Annotated in this window: 13 protein-coding genes; 7 read left to right on the plus strand and 6 right to left on the minus strand. The window is 29.4% G+C overall.

The genetic code is table 11. The annotated features are described in order from the left end of the window. Positions 1–336: 336 nt before the first annotated feature. The 3 genes from Arg41_RS06900 to Arg41_RS06910 form a co-directional block, all read right to left on the minus strand. On the minus strand, positions 337–1,302 hold the full coding sequence (locus tag Arg41_RS06900; protein ID WP_092490639.1) for a hypothetical protein: 966 nt from the start codon (positions 1,300–1,302) through the stop codon (positions 337–339). A 961-nt stretch (positions 1,303–2,263) separates the two neighbouring features. After that, complete coding sequence (locus tag Arg41_RS06905) at positions 2,264–3,247, minus strand: hypothetical protein (protein ID WP_092490640.1); 984 nt, start codon at positions 3,245–3,247, stop codon at positions 2,264–2,266. 1,108 nt (positions 3,248–4,355) lie between these two features. Next, a complete protein-coding gene (locus Arg41_RS06910; RefSeq protein WP_092490641.1) occupies positions 4,356–4,670 on the minus strand; it encodes a hypothetical protein in 315 nt (104 codons plus the stop codon). An 835-nt stretch (positions 4,671–5,505) separates the two neighbouring features. Between Arg41_RS06910 and Arg41_RS06915 the strand changes: the two genes are divergently transcribed. Then, the gene (locus Arg41_RS06915) at positions 5,506–6,516 is read left to right on the plus strand and encodes a hypothetical protein (RefSeq protein WP_157722319.1); all 1,011 of its coding nucleotides are present in this window, start codon (positions 5,506–5,508) and stop codon (positions 6,514–6,516) included. Positions 6,517–8,550: 2,034 nt separating this feature from the next. Here the strand turns inward: Arg41_RS06915 and Arg41_RS06925 are convergent. The 3 genes from Arg41_RS06925 to Arg41_RS06935 form a co-directional block, all read right to left on the minus strand. Next, a complete protein-coding gene (locus tag Arg41_RS06925; RefSeq protein ID WP_157722320.1) occupies positions 8,551–8,865 on the minus strand; it encodes a hypothetical protein in 315 nt (104 codons plus the stop codon). A 1,369-nt stretch (positions 8,866–10,234) separates the two neighbouring features. Beyond that, positions 10,235–10,978 carry a hypothetical protein gene (locus Arg41_RS06930; protein WP_092490644.1) on the minus strand — a complete coding sequence of 248 codons (744 nt, stop codon included), beginning with the start codon at positions 10,976–10,978 and terminating at the stop codon, positions 10,235–10,237. Between the two features lie 146 nt (positions 10,979–11,124). Beyond that, on the minus strand, positions 11,125–11,454 hold the full coding sequence (locus Arg41_RS06935) for a hypothetical protein (protein WP_092490645.1): 330 nt from the start codon (positions 11,452–11,454) through the stop codon (positions 11,125–11,127). A gap of 596 nt (positions 11,455–12,050) precedes the next feature. Here Arg41_RS06935 and Arg41_RS08010 point away from each other — a divergent pair. The 6 genes from Arg41_RS08010 to Arg41_RS08215 form a co-directional block, all read left to right on the plus strand. Further along, entirely contained in the window at positions 12,051–12,221 is a 171-nt protein-coding gene (locus Arg41_RS08010) for a hypothetical protein (RefSeq protein WP_157722321.1), read from the plus strand. 283 nt (positions 12,222–12,504) lie between these two features. Next, a complete protein-coding gene (locus Arg41_RS08210; protein WP_092490646.1) occupies positions 12,505–12,708 on the plus strand; it encodes a hypothetical protein in 204 nt (67 codons plus the stop codon). Between the two features lie 1,210 nt (positions 12,709–13,918). Continuing rightward, positions 13,919–14,827, plus strand: a complete 909-nt coding sequence (locus Arg41_RS06945) for a hypothetical protein (protein WP_092490647.1) — start codon at positions 13,919–13,921, stop codon at positions 14,825–14,827. A gap of 1,232 nt (positions 14,828–16,059) precedes the next feature. Beyond that, a complete protein-coding gene (locus Arg41_RS08375) occupies positions 16,060–17,457 on the plus strand; it encodes a hypothetical protein (RefSeq protein WP_242641420.1) in 1,398 nt (465 codons plus the stop codon). A 108-nt stretch (positions 17,458–17,565) separates the two neighbouring features. Next, a complete protein-coding gene (locus tag Arg41_RS08020) occupies positions 17,566–18,381 on the plus strand; it encodes a hypothetical protein (protein WP_157722322.1) in 816 nt (271 codons plus the stop codon). A gap of 542 nt (positions 18,382–18,923) precedes the next feature. Beyond that, the coding region (locus tag Arg41_RS08215; protein ID WP_242641421.1) for a hypothetical protein at positions 18,924–19,426 on the plus strand (503 nt) is incomplete at its 3' end.

Consider the following 19,426-nt stretch of genomic DNA (forward strand, 5'->3'; position numbering starts at 1 on the left):
TTAACTATGATACCATCTAGTATTGTAACAATTTTCACATAAGTAGCAGACAAATCTTCTTATTTAGGTGATGATATATAATATCTGACCTCAAACTTATCAACATCTGATTCTAATATAAGAAAAGCACACAAATGCCCTGTGAAAGAAAAATTATATTTACTTCAGTCCCAGTTAACTAACACTCAAATTAAAATTAGAAATTATAATGCACTAATATAATTACCATCAAATTCAAAGTAAGGATATTTACTTCCTTACAATGAAATTGTGGATATGAATTAAGAAAAAAATTTACTGATTTAGATCATAAATACATTATAACCAACTTGACAATTATAATTGCTCAATTTCGATACTAGACATCACAATTTTTCTTCCAGAATCCATATCTGACATTTGTAAAGATGGCAAATAATCAACTGGAGACCTCACTAACTCAAGATCTTTTATTCTATGACTATCTTTTTTTATATACTTGCTTGGATATCCACCAAAAATACGTTTTTTTAGGCGAAAACACGCTAATAATAAAAATAACATGGAAAAAATTAATACTGTAGCTATAGAAATTATCTCTGCACCTTTTTTAGATAGCACAGATGGAGATATCGACGGAGACGGACAAACTAAATCATTAGTCGGTTCCTCAAAAACAAAGAAATCACTTAAATCTTTGCAACCACCCAAATGTATCCTTCCACAATTATCAACATGGGAATAATAAAAATTTATATAATCGTCTGAATCTACACCTTGGGATAGTAACCCATTACGTATACTACTGTAATAATGGTACACTCTACTAAACGAATCATGTAACTCATTATTTGAAAAAGCACTAGAAGTTACAATTCGGTCCATACCGAATGAAGATATTAACTCTTTTCCTACATCATAATCAGAAAGACCTAATTGTTCGAATACTAGAGGGTAATCAACACTTATTCTTTCAATATTTAATTTTAACACGATAAAATCACACACACGCGATGCAGATAACAATACAGATGGAAATCTCTCCTCATCAAAGCTTTCATCAGTAAATACATTATTAATCATTTTTTGACCAGCAACACCATCAATAAAATAACCAAATAAAGATGACGCCATAAGAGACTTAGAAATAAAAACAATTGTTCTTTTAAGAGCGCTAAAATTCCCCTTTATCACAGATCCATCATCTGCAACATCCTGAGAAATACAACGAAGCGAGGAACAAGATTGTACATCTATTGCGCTTGATGTACATTCAGTTGAATCATCAACTTTATTAAACGAATTAACATTAGATATCACCATCTCTAATACCCCGATAAAATTTCAATAATCGATACATTATATATCTCTATTTTTTTACATAAAATAACTTTCAATATTTATCATACTAATTAATTAACAAGTTATGCATAAAATAATATTGTTTATCTTTAAACAAAATATGATATGAAAATAATTTAATGATGATTAAACTTCACAGTAGTAAGTAGATGCAGGTTATTTAATATAATATTATAACTATAATGTTGGTAATTTTTATTAAGAAAATAGGTAATTATATCATTGATACTACAATGAATACCAAGTGCACAAATATGCGCAACATCTACTTAAAATAGGGAAGATATTAAATAAAGTTACGTAATTTCATAAGAATATGAATTAATGAGTATTTTAAACATAAACTAATAATTATCACCGATATAAAAACTACTATGTTGATAATATTATATTTCATGCCATATTATTAATTTATAGCAACTTACATAATGGAAGTAATAATTGCCCCGAAACTACTTCCTGGTTAATACTCTAAGACAATAAAAATTACAATAAATTTGCAACAAAGCTAGATTAATTATCAATTAAACATGAACAAAATTTATCATTTATTAAATTAAAAACACATCATAAAAATTTCTGAATTTAGTACACCGAATACTTTCATTACTTATATCTATTTATAACATGAACAGAAATAAAATTAATTATTATTCACACTAGAAAAATATCAAGATAATAGCAACATAATTTATACTATCTAGAACTAAGGATAAAAATCATCAAATACCATGAATACAATCGGTTTAAAAATAATAATAATTATTTCATTAGTACTAACAATACAACAAATACAATACAACAAATGCTGAATCTAAAATCAACATCATCATCTTTATAGTGTCTAAAAACACACCATAAAACAATCACAGATGGACATTGAGCATCAAAAACATGCTTTAAGTTGACCAATAAAAAACACCTATGTTACCTCTAGCACCTCTAAATCTACTTCTTCATCCTGACTATCATCACCTATTTGTAAAGATAATGGGTCACCACTCGAATAAAAATCTACTAATCCTAGGTCTACTCTTCTATCGCTATCTTTTTCAATTGATTTTAAACTCATATTCTTTTTAAAATTACATCCTCTGAAGCGAAAACACATTAATAAGTAAAATATCAAAGCAAATATTAAAAAACCTACCACAAAAATAATCGCTACAGTATCTCTAGATAAATAAGATGTTGGCGAAACAACCAAATCACCACATGCTGTAACCTGAGTTGGAAAAATATCGGTTAAATGGTTAAGTATTGATTTATGATGCTTAGACACAAAAAATTTACTTAATCTTGGACAACCGCAAAAAGTCACCATATTATCGTTAACAGCTATAGTGATATTAGGAATATAAGACGAAATAATTTTTTGATCTTTGTGCTCTAATCGTAATATATTAAGCAACATTTCTTCATAATAAGATTCAAACTTTAACATCTCATTAACAACTGAGCCTGAAATGCGTTCTTCATTTTCAATATAACTCTTCCCGAGTAATGACTTCAAATGTGATCCAACATCAACAATAGGAAGCTCTCTTAGTTTAACTAAAGAAGGATGATTAAGCTTAATATTATCAAAAGTTGATTCAAGTATAAGTAATTTACATATACTCAATGATAATAGCATACCAATTGATCCTTCACGAAAAACTTGAGCATCAACCCCTCCAATAAAACTGCCAAACACAGTCGATAACATAACTGCACTAGCAAGAAAGCATGGTGCTTTTTTAATTTTCATGGCAGCCAACTTGCAAATTTCTCTTATAGAATCGCTACCCGTAGTAATCTGTGAAACTAAACTAAATGGAGGATGATAGCGCGATATATACCTGGCTGAACCATTGCACTCACAATCACTAAATGAATTAAAGGAATTAACATTAGGATTTTCCATTTCTGAACCGCCTGTAAAATTGCAACTATCGACACACTATATACAGATTAACATCCTTAATAAAAGAAATTTATAAGATTTGATTAATTACTAATTAACAAAATGGATTGATTTATATCTCAATAAAATACGCAAATGACCACACCTTACTTTAATTTCCTAAAAACAAGTAATTGTAATTATACGCCATACATACTGCAAATATAATATTGGAAAAAAGAATTAATTACCAAAATAATTACTGTAAAAAAATAGTTACCGTATTAACCGACGAGCAACTATTAGTGCGCAAGGTTATAAATCATTAATAAGAAAATAAAAATTACAACAATATTTAATAATAAAACAAACAATGCTACTTTTCTAGCGACATACAAAATCAATCTCTTCAATAATAATATCAGACATCACAACTACCTCTTCTTATCCATGATTATTTGACTTATGAGCCACACCAAGAAATATTTTTGATAAAAAATACAATAAATAAACAGTTGATAGTCACATATTATATTAGCATAAAAAAGTAAGTTTGTTCTCGCAGCAACTGCAAACAATAGCTACTTTTAATTACTTAAGTAAAAACACTGAGTAACAATTGTCGTAATTAAATACGGGTACAATAAATACATAAGATTTAATATTTTCAAATTATAATTTCTCATAAAATCCTTAAAACTCTAGCAAATTTATTAAACATAGCACATTAAATTATCACGATAATAAATCTAATACCACATGGAATGGAAATGATAATATAGACTTAAATTTAGTCATACATTCACAGATAAGGCCAAAATATAACAACATCGATAACTTCACAATGTAAGTAAGACAGGATCCGTAGCAATGGTAAAAAATTAAAAACATCACAAGTACTAATATCAATATAAAGTGATGCCAGCAATCAATTTTTTGCTGGCAATTAAACATTTAATCAATGAAACACAATAACAATAAATGACTAAATGAAATTTTATTATCATCATTTATGATTGCAACAATATCACTATACTCACTGTACCTACTATCATAAAACATAAACAACAAGCCACTACACCGATTTAATAAGTATGATAGAATATCACCCACGAAAATAGTGCCTATGTTAGAAACGATAATCTATTCTCATTCTAAGCTTCGATATCTTGTCCTTCATTGAATTGACAGTAGTTCTGCACCAACTACTACTCCTACACTTTCCTAAAACAAAATTAACAACAATCCCTAAAAGAAAAATTAACGATAAGAACAATGATATTACCCCCACTGGCTCTTTATCCATACTATTGAGGCCAAAATTATCAATTATTATATCGTTTCCTGGGATCATCCCGAGAATATATTTATTAATATCCTTGAAATATACAGAAGATATATTAAGGCATTCTGATCCTATACCACAGTTCTTATCTGTGTTCATGACATTGCGGCGTGTTTCACGAGTTACAGGACACTTAGTGACAACATCATTTAATTTGCACTACGTTTTTATTATATATTATCCACAAATACAGAAATCATTAACTATGTGTCAATAAAATTAATAATTATCTCAACAACACGTACAAACAATTTCTATTTTTTCTATAATACAAATTGTCATAATTTGCATGAAACGTTGCAAATAAATTAAGATACTAAGATTAAGATCCAAAAACATGTTATCCGGCAATATAAAATATATACAATAATTTATTGATTAAAATTTACAACTTAATTTTGTTATTATATATTTAAAGCATGAAAAAATATCATTTTCTAATAAAAATAAGCGTAAATTTAGAACGTATTTATAATGCAGCAAGACAAAATCATCATAATCACTTCTAGATTGGAATATTTATTAACCAATACAATGATTAAAATTTATGAATTCATATCACAAAAGTTGAAATATTAATTTATTAAAGTACGACAATAATACATTAATAATTATTATTAATAAAATTATGAAAGATATGATCGTGCAATCAGTTGTCGAGTATAATTTTTAATCTCAACAAAAATATATTCAGATTCGCCAAAGGAAATTATTGTGTTCAATAAAGATAGTAGAACTAACAACATATACAATTCTGGATGCCAAAATTATGGAAATCAATAATTCAGCATCTACTTACTACTGCGAATTCTAATTACCATTAAATTATTTTAATATCATATATTGTTTAAAGATAAACAATATTATTTTATGCATAACTTGTTAATTAATTAGTCTGATAAATATTGAAAGTTATTTTAGGTAAAAAATAGAGATGTATAGTATATCGACTATTGAAATTTTCGAGGTATTAGCGATGGTGATATCTAATGTTAATTCGTTTAATCAAGTTGACGATGAAGTTAGTAATTCAACGGAATGTACATTAAGTACAATAGATGCACAATCTTGTTCCTCGCTTCATTGTATTTCTCAGGATGTTGCAGATGATAGATTTGTGATAAAGTGGGATTTTAGAGCCCTCAAAAAAACAATTATTTTTATCTCTAAGTCTCTTATGGTATCATCTGTATTGGGTTATTTTATTGATGGTGTTGCTGGTCAAAAAATGGTTGATAATGTATTTACTGATGAAAGCTTTGATGAGAAATTTCCATCTGTATTGTTATCTGCATCGCGTGTGTGTGATTTTATCGTGTTAAAATCAAATATTGAAAGAATAAGGGTTGATTACCCTATGGTATTCGAACAATTAGGTCTTTCTGATTATGATGTAAGAAAAGAACTAATATCTTCATTCGGTAGGGACCGAATTGTAACTTCTAGTGCTTTTTCAGATAATGAGTTACATGATTCGTTTAGTAGAGTGAGTTATTATTACAATAGTATACGTAATGGGTTACTATCCCAAGGTGTATATTCAGAAGATTATATAAATTTTTATTATTCCCATGTTGATAATCGTGGCAGGATACATTTTGGTGGTTGCAAAGATTTAAGTAATTTCTTTGTTTTTGAGGAACCGACCAAGGATTTAGTTTGTCCGTCTCCGTCGATATCTCCATCTGTGCTATCTAAAAAAGGTGCAGAGATGATTTCTATAGCTACAGTATTATTTTTTTCCATGTTATTTTTATTATTAGCGTGTTTTCGCCTAAAAAAACGTATTTTTGGTGGATATCCAAGCAAGTCTATAAAAAAAGATAGTCATAGAATAAAAGATCTTGAGTTAGTGAGGTCTTCAGTTGATTATTTGCCATCTTTACAAATGTCAGATATGGATTCTGGAAGAGAAATTGTGATGTCTAGTATCGAAATTGAGTAATTATAATTGTCCAGTTGGTTATAATGTACTTATGATCTAAATCAGTAAATTTCTTTCTTAATGCCTATCCACAATTTCATTGTAAGGAAGTAAATATCCTTACTTTGAATTTGATGGTAATTATATTAGTGCATTATAATTTTTAATATTTGAGTGTTAGTTAACTGGGACTGAAACAAATATAATTTGCTGCTAATTCTAACCCTGTTATTTTGGATTTGTTATGAATAATATTATTTGATGATGATACTCAGTACTCAATATTAATATTAACTTGTTCATTTAAAAACTATCGATACCGAATACTACATTTGCTAAAATTTTTCTGCTCTACTTAACTTAATTAAGGTTTTGCCATCTGATTGCGATGGTATTGTGTTGTAGTTAGAGCATTTGACTTGTACGCGCCTAGCTTTAACCGAACTGTAGGTGTTGGTAAGGTAATTTTTAATGCCTGTCAAGGGTTAAGTAGTTTTTTAGCTTCTAAGAGTTTTTCATCAACAATTACTCCTTTGACTACCGATGTTTTAACTTCAGATACAGTATCTGACTCTGATCTACCATCAATAGATGATTTATATAATTCTAATATATTGTTTATATTTAAACAATATATGATATAAAAATAATTTAATGATAATTAGAATTCGCAGCAGTAAGTAGATGCAGGTTATTTAATATAATATTATAACTATAACGTTGGTAATTTTTATTAAAAAATAGGCAATTATATCATTGATACTACAATGAATACCAAGTGCGCAAATATATGCAACATATACTTAAAATAGGCACGATATTAAATAAAGTTACGTAATTTCATAAGAGTATGAATGCATGAGTATTTTAAGCATAAGCTAATAATTATCATCGATATAAAAACTACTATGTATGTATTATATTTCTGCCATATTATTAATTTAGAGCAACTTACATAATGGCAGTAATAATTGCCCTAAAACCACTTTCTGGTTAATGCTCTAAAACAATAAAAATTAAAATAAATTTGCAACAAATCTAGACTAATTATTAATTAAACATGAACAAAATTTATCATTTGTTAAATTAAAAACACATCATAAAAACTTCTGAATTTAGTACGCCTAATACTTTCGTTAATTGTATTTATTTATAACATGAACAGAAATAAAATTAATTATTATTTACACCAGAAAAATATCAATATAATAGCAACACAATTTATACTATCTAGAACTAAGGATAAAAATCATTAAATACCATAAATACAATCGGTTTAAAAATAACAATAATCACTTCATTAGCCCTAACAATACAACAAACACTGAATCTAAAACCAACATCATCATCTTTATAGTGCCTAAAAATACACCATAAAACAATCACAGATGGACATTGAGCATCAAAAACATGCTAAGACAGGATCCGTAGCAATGGTAAAAAATTAAAAACATCACAAGTACTGATATCAATATAAAGCAACGCCAGCAATCAATTTTTTGCCGGCAATATTGAACACTTACTCAATGAAACACAATAACAATAAATGACTAATTGAAATTTTATTATCATCATTTATGATTGCGACAGTATCGCTATACTCACTTGTACCTAATATCATAAAACATAAACAACAAATAAGTATGATAAAAACATTACCCATGAAAATAGGGCCTATGTTAGAAACTATAATCAATTCTCATTCTAGGCTCCGATATCTTATCCTTCATTGAATTGACAGTAGCTCTGCACCACCTACTACTCCTACACTTTCCTAAAACAAAATTAACAACAATCCCTAAAAGTAAAATTAACGATAAAAACAATGATGTAATACCACCATTGGCTCTTTAGTCATTCTATTAAGGTCAAAACTATCGATTATTATATCGTTACCTGGGATCATCCCAATAATATATTTATTAATATCCTTGCAATATACAGAAGACATATCAAGGTATTTTTATCCTATACCACAGTTCTTATCTGTATTCATGATATTGCGGTGTGTTTCACGAGTTACAGCATTCCTATTGACAACATAAATTTTAATACTCACATAAAAATATGACTAATTTCCGAATACGGGTCAAGACCATTAAAAACATCTTTAATATATTTTGATGCATTCTTAAACCTAAAATAATTTAGGTTAGTATAATCATCCACGGACAACGGCAGAGATGGAGTCAAACTTAAACCTGAGCCAATCAACGCATCAAGAAATACTTTAGTAATATTAACTTTGTCAAAGGGAAAACGAAGTTCTGATGATAAAGTATCGAATCTATCCCTAGCATACATCAAAGAACAAAGTGTCAACTTTAGATCACACCATGCTGTTCTCAACCCACTAGAAGAGTCTATCATGCTAAGCATAGATAAAGTAAATATGAGACTTTTAAGTTTTATGATTCCAGATAGTGGTTAGTGGTGTCCTGATTTAGGTAATTTACATTCTTCTGCATAATGCATAAATAACTGAATAACATTCATCCGATCCTATACCATCATGGCCACATGTATCACCTAAATCGCACCCACCTGTTAAGCATCTGCTACTAGTTAATGTTAACATTTTTTACCTTTACTATTTAATTTGCACTGCAACCTTATAAGTATTTTTATTTTATATGATCTACAATACAACAATTATTAATTATATATTAGTAAAATTAGTAATTATCTCAATCACACAATCTATAATACAAATTGTTATAATTCGCATGAAACGTTGCAAATAAATTAAGATAATACGACCCCAAAACATGTTGTCCGGCAATTAAAATATACACAATAATTTATTGATTAAAACTTACAACTTAATTTTGTTATTCTATATTTAAAGTATGAAAAAATATTATTTTCTAATACAAATAGGCGTAAATTTAGACCGCATTTATAATACAGCAAGACAAAATCATCATAATCACTTCTACATTGGCATATTTATTAACCAACATAATGATTAAAATCTATGAATTCATACCACAAAAGTTGAAATATTAATTTGTTAAAGTACGATAATAATACATTAATAATTATTATTAATAAAATTATGAAAGGTATGATCGTGCAATCAATCTGCTAGTATAATCCTTAATTTCAACAACAATATAATCAATTTTTCCAAAGAAAACTATTGTGTTAATCATGAAAAATACAATAAAAACAGTTGAAAGTCACATATTATATTATTATTTTATCATAAACAAAGTAAGCTTATTTTAACAGCAACTGCAAACAATAGCTACTTTAAATTACTTAAGTAAAGTAAAAACATTGAGTAACAATTGCCGGGATTAAATACGGGTACAATAAACACATAAGATTTAAGATTTTCAAATTATAATTTCTCATAAAATCCTTAAAACTCTAGCCAATTTATTCAACACAGCACATTAAATTATCACGATAATAAATCTAATACCACATGGAATAGAAATGATAATATATACTTAATTTTAAGCATACCTTCACAAATAATGATAAAATATAATAACATCGATAACTTCAATACAAGCAAGATAGGATATGCATCTATGGTAAAAAACTAAAAGCATCACAAGTGCTAATATCAACAGAAAGTGGCGCCAGCAATCAATTTTTGCTGGCATCATCAAACGTTCACTCAATGAAATACGAGCACAGTGACTAAATGTTATCCATGGAAATAATACATATGTTAGAATGTTAGAAACGATAACCTATTATCATTCTCCACTCACATATCTTACCATCAGACTAGATATTTTCTTGCCCTCAGATCAGATATCTTATCCTTCACTGAATGGATAATAGTCCTCTTACTACTCCCACACTTTCCTAAAACAAAATTAACAAACATCCCTAAAAGGAAAATTAACGATAATAACAATGGTATTACCACCATTGGATCTTTAGTTATACTATCAAGGTCAAAATTATCAGTTATCACATCATTACCTGGAATTGTATCGTTTCCTGTAATTGTACCGTTACATGGAATTATATTGTTGCTTATAATTCTATCGTTACCTGTAGCCGTATCGACAATATATTTACTAATATCTTTGCAATATATAGAAGACATATTAAGGAATTCGGATCCTATCCCACAGTTCTTGCGTGTACTCGTGATACGGCGGTATGCTTCATGAGTTACAGGACAAACACTATAGGCAAGTTTAGTATTTATATAAGGCGTATGCGGTCCAATACTAATAAAAGCAGATCTAACATATCTTGATGCTTGATCAAACCTAGGATCATTTGGGTTAGTATAATCATCCAGGGACAATGGCAGAGATGGCTTCGAACTTAAACCAGACCAAGTCACCACATCAGTAAATACTTTATCAACATCAACTTTGCGAAATTCGAGAAGGGGTAACCTCTCTTCTGATGATAAAGTACTAAATCTATCCCTAGCATACACCAAGGTGCAAAGTTTCAACTTTAGAACACACCATGATGTTTTCAGTCCACTAGAAGAATCTATCATGCTAAGCATAGATAAAGGAAATATAAGACTTTTAAGTTTTGTGATTCCAGATAGTGATAATCCTGATTTAGGTGAGGTACATTCCTCTGCACAAATAACTGAATAACATTCACCCGATACTATGCCATCATGGTCACATGTATCTCCTAAATCGCAAAATCATCTACTTTTATCCAAAATATTATTGAATCAACAACTTCAGCGCCAGAAGTTATTAATGAATCAACTTTTGAATCATCTACTTTTATCAAAAATATTATCGAATCAACGACTTCTGCACCAGAAATCATTAATACATCAACTTTTATCCAGAATATTATTAATTCAACCCTTGTTGAATCAGGAATTGTAAACACAACAACTATTAACTCAACATCTTTGGCACCAGAAAAAATAAGTCCATATAATGGTAATAACCGTGTACTTATTGGTACATTAGTGGCTGTATTTTTATTTCTTGCTACCGCTATGTGCATTTTTCTAGGATATAGATATCATAGCAGTAAAGTTAATAAACATCACAACAGATCAAACTCTGTAAGAGTTAAATTTTCTAGAGAAGAAGCCGTTCTCCTTTAGGATTAATACCATAGTATGCTATCCTCGATAGCATACTTTATGGCCAGAATAAATTTATAGGCATATTGTATTTGATTGTATATCATTATAATTTGTATGTTTTTAAGAATGTTATGTGTTCTTTTGTTGCCTTATTGATTTTATAAAAAATAATATTAATATAATATCTCATGAAAAATCTAATAATATAAATATGGGACAAAACACGATCTTTTTGTGTTATTAATTACGGGAAATGCAGCATAAAATGTAATATATAAATTTATATTAGTTATTAGTTGATTTCATTATTTAAATCATTTAACTTGCGAAAGTATTTTCGCGGTGTTAACGTATCATATTCATATTTATAAATTAAATATATTATAAATCCAATAAATCATTACTACTTAATATTGAATAAAATTTTACTACATAAGATCAATAATAGCTAACTGTAAGATTAATATTATCATGATAGATTAATTCAAGTTTATTTTTTACAGGAAAAGAAATGAGCTATGCCAAACTCAAACATTTGTGTTTCTCAAGCATCAGTACATTTTTGGCTGAGGAAAAAACTGAAGATACAGAAGCAGACTCTAGCATCAAAAAAGAGACGACAAATCTAAAACCAACTAGCTCATTATTAATTAGCAAACCATCATCTAAGTGGGATTGGTAACCACGCTAATAATTTTTTTAGCGTGTTAAAAAGTGCAAGTGGGTACAGATTCGATAATACCATCCTTTCATCTTTATGTAGTCTAGAAGGATCAATGTGTCGATTAATAAGCATTGAAAAAAGAGACTACACTATTAGGGTTCACAGTATATTAGTAAAATCTTTTGCAAGTTCAAATTCATTATAAAGATTAAGTAAAAAATTACATCCTGCTTTACATATTCCTAACACTAATGGCGGAGATTATGAAACAAGAAAAAATATTGTCACTCTACTTAACAGCATGAGTCAATATGTTGATCTAAAATATCATGAAATTTTAGATGATTACCTTCTTTATTTCGAAGATAAAACTCACCAAGATGTTGGCATTTGCTCTGAAAGCAATGTAGAATTTTGTGATAAAGATTACAGTATTAGCACTGCCGTTTATGAAAGTTGCTGTAAGACCATATCTTCATATGTATCCCACCTAGTACTACTCTAACTACTATAGCATCAGAAGTTGTGAATTCAACAACTCAAGCACCAGAAATTATAATGCAGCAACCCTTGAATCCTCAACTTTTATACAGAATGTTATTAATTCGACCCTTATTGAATCAGGAATTGTAAACACGACAACTATTAACTCGACATCTTTGGCACCAAAAAGAATAATTCCAGATAATGGCAATAACAATGTACTTACTGGTACATTAACAGCTATATTTTTATTTATTGCTACCGCTACGTGAGTTTTTCTAGGATATAGATTGACGATACTGCAGTAGTGAAATTGATCAACGCCACACTAGCTCAAACTATCTGATAGTGAGAGTTAAATTTTATAAAGAAGAAGAAGTTCTTGTTTAGGGATAACGTCATGGTCTGCTATCATAGATAGCAGAATTAATTACTAGAATCAATGTATAAATTTAATCTCATTATAGAGATACAAAAAATATTTTTATATTTTCAAGATAATAGGTAACTAAACACTACTTTTTAAATAAAAAAACTGGATTGTAATTGCTAAAAAGTATTGCGATTATTCCAAATTAAAACTAATATTAAAGACTAGAATCAATTCCTTGCAAAAATCGTATTTTTGATTAAAAAAATTATGTGGATGTTGTAATAGTTAGTTAAGTAATTTTATGCTTTTTTATTGGCAATGACATTTATCAATACTATATAACTCCTGTTTATTACATATATATAATAATTGAAACTAGTAACTTATATTGTAATAGGAATATCATTTCACACCTATGCCTAAGTCGACCACTAGTAATAGGTCATGTTATTTGGCTTGTATTTTTGTTTAATTAAAGCTAATCATGAGTAATAATTTTCTTCATGATATTGTGAAACATCTATGACAAAGAAAAATAATAAACATTTTATTTAATGATGCTATGAATTTAGAACAATAAAAGAGCAAACTTAACCCGATAGTATAGAGCATAATCAATTATCGCAATGTAATAATGAGGGTTGAATAAGTGTAATTATTATTAATTAAGATTAAGAACAACACCTGACAACACTATTATATTTTATATTAATTTATTAACATATACTATACATGCTGTGCGATAATTTCCTTCTTATTTATTCAAAGAAAGTATTTTAGATAAAATTAATAATAAGTCATTAGATGGTATAATTTATAATGCTATCGTTTGGTTGATTTTATTTCCAAAGGAAAAATAATGATTCGCAGATATAGTAATACTGATTTTGATTATACTGATACTAATGCATTTGAGTTGCAAAACCTCGGAGATGGAGAAAGAAGAGGATGTACAAAAATTATAGTCACTAAAAATGAAGATAGTTCACAAATAACTATTTTCCATTCTCTTATTAATAATAGATCTCTATCTATTAGATATGTGGCACTAGCACTGTTAATTTTTAGCATGCCCCAAAATGCAAGTGGATCGCAATTAGGAGATATTGAAGTTTCTCGTACTTTGTGTCAAATACAGGAATCGGTGTGCAATTTGATTAGGGTTACTGATTACAACGATTCTTATGTTAGTAAGGTACTTAAATCTTCTTTTGTGGCATACCAAAAAATTATATTAAATAGTAGCAATAGTAATTTCAGTAAGCCCTGGAAACTACCAACAGATGATTTTAACTTGTCTACTTTGAATAAAATTGTTACTAGTAATATTAATAATTTATGTGTAAGATTAAATGGTTACTCTGGCTGTAAAGTAGATAGCAATAGTATTTGTGGTTTAATGAGTAATAACGGTAAATTTTGTAACGAAAATTATGATATCGACAATCCCACTTGGAAGGGATGTTGCAGTAGTATTTTCTCTCACCTATATCACCGAAATTTATTCTTGAAAACAACTATGGCACCAGAAGCACTGACGACAAGTTTTGAATCAGCAACTTTTGCCTCAACAGAAATTACTAGATTAACCGACAAAGGTATAAGTGCAATTGGTGTTTCATTAATTGCTTTTTTATTTTTCGCTGTTACAATTTTTTCTTTTCTAGGATACAGAGCTTATAAAAATAACAAAGCTAATTTACATCAACATCTATCACCAGAATCTGATAACATTAAAACTGAGGGAGATGAAGGAAACCTTGTCTAAGGTATAGATTAACTATATTAGTTAATCTACCTAAATGTCATGTAATTTATGATAATACTTCCCTCTTAGGAATACCCCATCATGTAAATTCAATATATGAAAAATGGTTACTTACAAAACAATAAAGTTGTTTAAATTGCTCAAAACTATAAGTCGTAGAAGATAGTGAATGTAAATAATTTACATGGTAATCAATGAACAAGAAGAAACATTACGTCCAACTAATTTTTCTAGTAGCAGTAGGAAAATGTTGGAATTATATCTCTTCTACTAGTAATTTTTATCATGTCAAAGTAAAAATGCGGATTTATGTAGAAAATTAAGTGGTGATTTTCCATGTAAATTTCATAATTATGATTATCCTTGCTCTGTATATGCTGTTGGTAGATTCTATGATAGAAATCATGATATCAAAATTTACATTTATTCATCTGATGTTGGTGTAATAGCACTTACTCGTACCTGTACCACCTCCCAATTTATCGTTAAATGCAACATGAAGCAATAGTAGCGACTGCAATAACAGAAATTAATAATTTCAACACATTCAAACCATAAAATTATAATTCAACAGACACAATAATAATTATCAGTAATGGTATATCTACAGCCAATATTATATTGGCTTTTTTGCCTACTGTTTACAATATTATCTTTTCTAGGATACAGATCATATAAGCATAGAAAAAGTAGAAGATCTCGTATAATAATGAATGTAAAAATTATTTCAATAGCATGTAGATATTTATTGCTACAGTATTTTTGTTATATAAAACCAATATAGAAGATGTAGCTGAATTGTTAAGGTTCATAGATATTAACATATGATAATTCAATGAAGATCATTCTATAAAGATAAATAAGTTTCACTATGAGATCAGTATGTTTTTATAAATTGTCATAACTTATAATAAGATAAGAATTTAGTACAGGTTAATAACCTCATATCACTTATAGTGAAGAAAATGTATGCATGTATTTCTAACCAAATAATTATAATGCAACAATGCCTAGATTTGGATATATGAATGTCATTAAATAGTAAAATACAAAATTAATTATTGTGACTTATTTATTATAGATAAATAAGTCACAATGCTACATTGATGAAATGCGGGATTGATATCTATTTAGAATATATTCTGTTTATATGTTGTGTGCGTTTAACAATAAAGAGTACGTTAAAGTGCAAGGCATGGTTGTAATCGTTAATTGTACAAAGGATATTAGTGATGAGTGATTATTTTGTGTCTCCATGTAGGTCTGAAACAAATTACACACCTGATGCTGATATAGAAATTTCAGCAGAAAAGTCTGCTAGCGTTGGTACAGCTGCCTCTTCACTTATGGATGTATCACAATCATCTGGATTTCAGTCAGATTCTTCCTCTTTTATCTCGGAAAAAGAATTTGATGAAAATGGATTTAACAGGAATGGATATCACAGGCATGGATACGGACATAGTGGATATGGAATAAGGAATAAGAAAGATGGGTATAGACACAGATATATAGATCGTAGGTTTGACGAAAAAGGTTATGATAAAAGTGGATGCAAATTTCAACTGGAATCTCCCTTGCTCATTGATTTGTTAGACATGAGTAAATATGATGAAGATGGGTTTGATAAAGATGGATTTGATTGGAATGGATGTGATAAAAACTGGTATGACATAAAAGGTCTAGATAGAAAGGGATATGATAGATACGGATTTAATAGATACGGATTTAACAAAGAGGGATTACATAGAACTGGATCTAAGTACAATGAAGATGGATATGATAAGAATGGATATGATAAAAACGGATGGAAGTATGGATATAAGAATGGGCACGATAAGAATGGTTATGACTGCCGAGGATATGATAGGAATGGATATGATAGGAGTGGTTATAACTGTCGAGGATTTGATAGGGACGGGTATGATAAACGCGGATACGACAAGTACGGACGTGATCGCAATGGTTGCATTAAAAAGAATCCAGAAGGTGTATTTGATGAAGATGGTTTTGATGGTGATGGTTTTGATAAATGCGGATTAGGTAAGGATGGTTTTGATAGGTCTGGTTTTAATACTGATGGAATTGGAATTGATAGGGATGGGTATGATCGAAATGGACTTAATGAATATGGACGTGATAGGAACGGATTTGATGAAGAGGGATATGATCGAAAAGGATATAACAAGGATGGATTTAATGTAAGAGGGTATAACAGGGATGGGATTGATAAAAATGGATTCCGCAGAAACGGATTTTATGTAGATGGGTCCAAGTACGATAAAGAGGGATACGATAAGTTTGGGTATGATAAAGAGGGATATGATAGAGAAGGATTTGATGGTTATGGATACAACAAGAACGGGGCAAATAAATCAGGATATAATAGAGATGGATCTAAATCTGAAAAAATATCTAAGCATGAATCGTTCCATGATGAATCTACATTAAACGAGGATGGGTATGATAAATTTGGGTACGATAAAGATGGATATGATAAGAATGGATATGATAATCGTGGATATGACAAATGTGGTTATGACAATGCTGGGTATGATCGATTGGGGATTAATAAATATGGTTACGGTAGGTGTCGAGGTGAGTACAGATATGAAAAATATGAGGGATAAATAAAATGGAATTATACGCTCGGCAGGACATGTTATGTCGAGCGTACTTTTAGGTGTTTTTTTCCTTTAGAGATATTAATATCATCAATTATAGAAAGGATGATGATAATGAGTGATTGCTTTATGTCTATGTATAAGTTCGAAACGGATCCTATATCCAGCACTGATTTTAGTACTGAGGTAAAAACGTCAAAAGGATCTGCTGTTGATAGTACGACTCCTTCTTCACTTGAGGGGATATCACAACTATCTGAATTTCAGTCAAATTCTACCTCTTCCTCTTTTATCTCGAAAAAAAATTTTAATGAAGATGGATATGACGGAAATGGATTTAACAAAGATGGATATGACAGAAATGGATTTAACAAAGATGGATATCATAGAACTGGATATGGACATAGTGGATGTGGGATAAGGGATAAGAAAAATGGATACAGATATGAATACGTAGATCATCGATTTGACGAAAACGGTTATGATAAAAATGGGCACGCATTTGGAGTATCTGAGCGCTCATGTATTAACTGGTTGGATAGAGGTAAATATGGTAAAGATGGATATAATAGAGCGGGGTTTAATAGGGAAGGGTTACATAAAAATGGATCTATATATGATGCTGCTGGGTATGATAAAAAAGGATATGACGAAGATGGATTCGATCGAGAAGGATTTGATAGAAACGGATATGATGAAGAATGGCTTAACAGGTACGGATTGGATATGACAGGATATAGTAGAGATGGGTTTGATATAAATGGATATGATAGGAATGGATTTGATAGATGTGGATTCAATGAAGAAGGGTTAAATCGGGAAGGATTTGATAGATATGGGTATGATGAAGATGGATTTGATAGGAATGATATGAGTATAAATGGAGTTGATAAAAAAGATATTAAGAAAGATAGTTATTCTGCTTTATAGCTGCCATTTATGTTGAGCACTGATAGGGGATTGATTTGATTTTCGTCTGCACTGAAACATAGTCGTATAAATATAATAAGCCAACTCTGAAACAACCTCAATCCCTGGTGCTGAAATAAAAATTTTACAATAGTCTGGTGATGATGTGATACTGGATATTTGTTCGCGTGTGTTATTGTCATAATCTTCTGAATTTCATTTATATTTTTCCTCTTTTATTTCGAGAAAATAATTTTATGGGAATGTATATGACAGAAATAAATTTGATGAATATATCTATCATGCAAGTAAACGTACAGTTCATTCTTATTTTATGATGTTTTCACAATTATCTTCCGTTTCGATATTTATTTATCGCTTGTAGTAATTTTATCAGAGTTATATCGCTTTATTAATTTGTTGCAAAAAATGACGCAATATTCATTGCATTTATTAGAGTTATGTTATTAGCATGTTACACTACATTGACGCTGTATTAGCACACCCGTTTTCTATATTAGATAATGTTTAAGAAGGAATATTTAACAATGAGTGATTGATTTATGTATGTACATAACCCCGAAACAATATCGGCAAGTAATACTGAGATGGAAATTTCAGAGGAATCTGCTAGTACAAGTAGGATTCATTCTTCAGTTATGGCGTTGTCACAATCATCAGAATTTCAGTTAGATTCATCTTCTTTTACCTTTAAAAAAGAGTTTGATGTAAATGGTTATGATGTAAATGGATTTAATAAAGATGGTTATCATAAAGATGGATACGAGCATAATGGTTGCGGAATAAGGAATAAGAAGGATGGATATAGATATAAATATATAGATCGTAGATTTGATAAAAACGGTTGCGATAAGGATGGAAACAGATATCTAGTAAGAAGTCCAAGAGATAATTTTGTCGACTATCTAAAAGGCTACAATTATGACAAAGATGGATACAATGTGAAAGGATTTAATCAAAAGGGGTTATGTAGAGATGGTTCCAGGTATGATAAAGAAGGATACGATAGTGGAGGATATGACAGGGATGGATATAATAGGAGAGG

The sequence above is a fragment of the Candidatus Ichthyocystis hellenicum genome (assembly GCF_001460935.1).
GTDB lineage: Bacteria > Pseudomonadota > Gammaproteobacteria > Burkholderiales > 2013Ark19i > Ichthyocystis > Ichthyocystis hellenicum.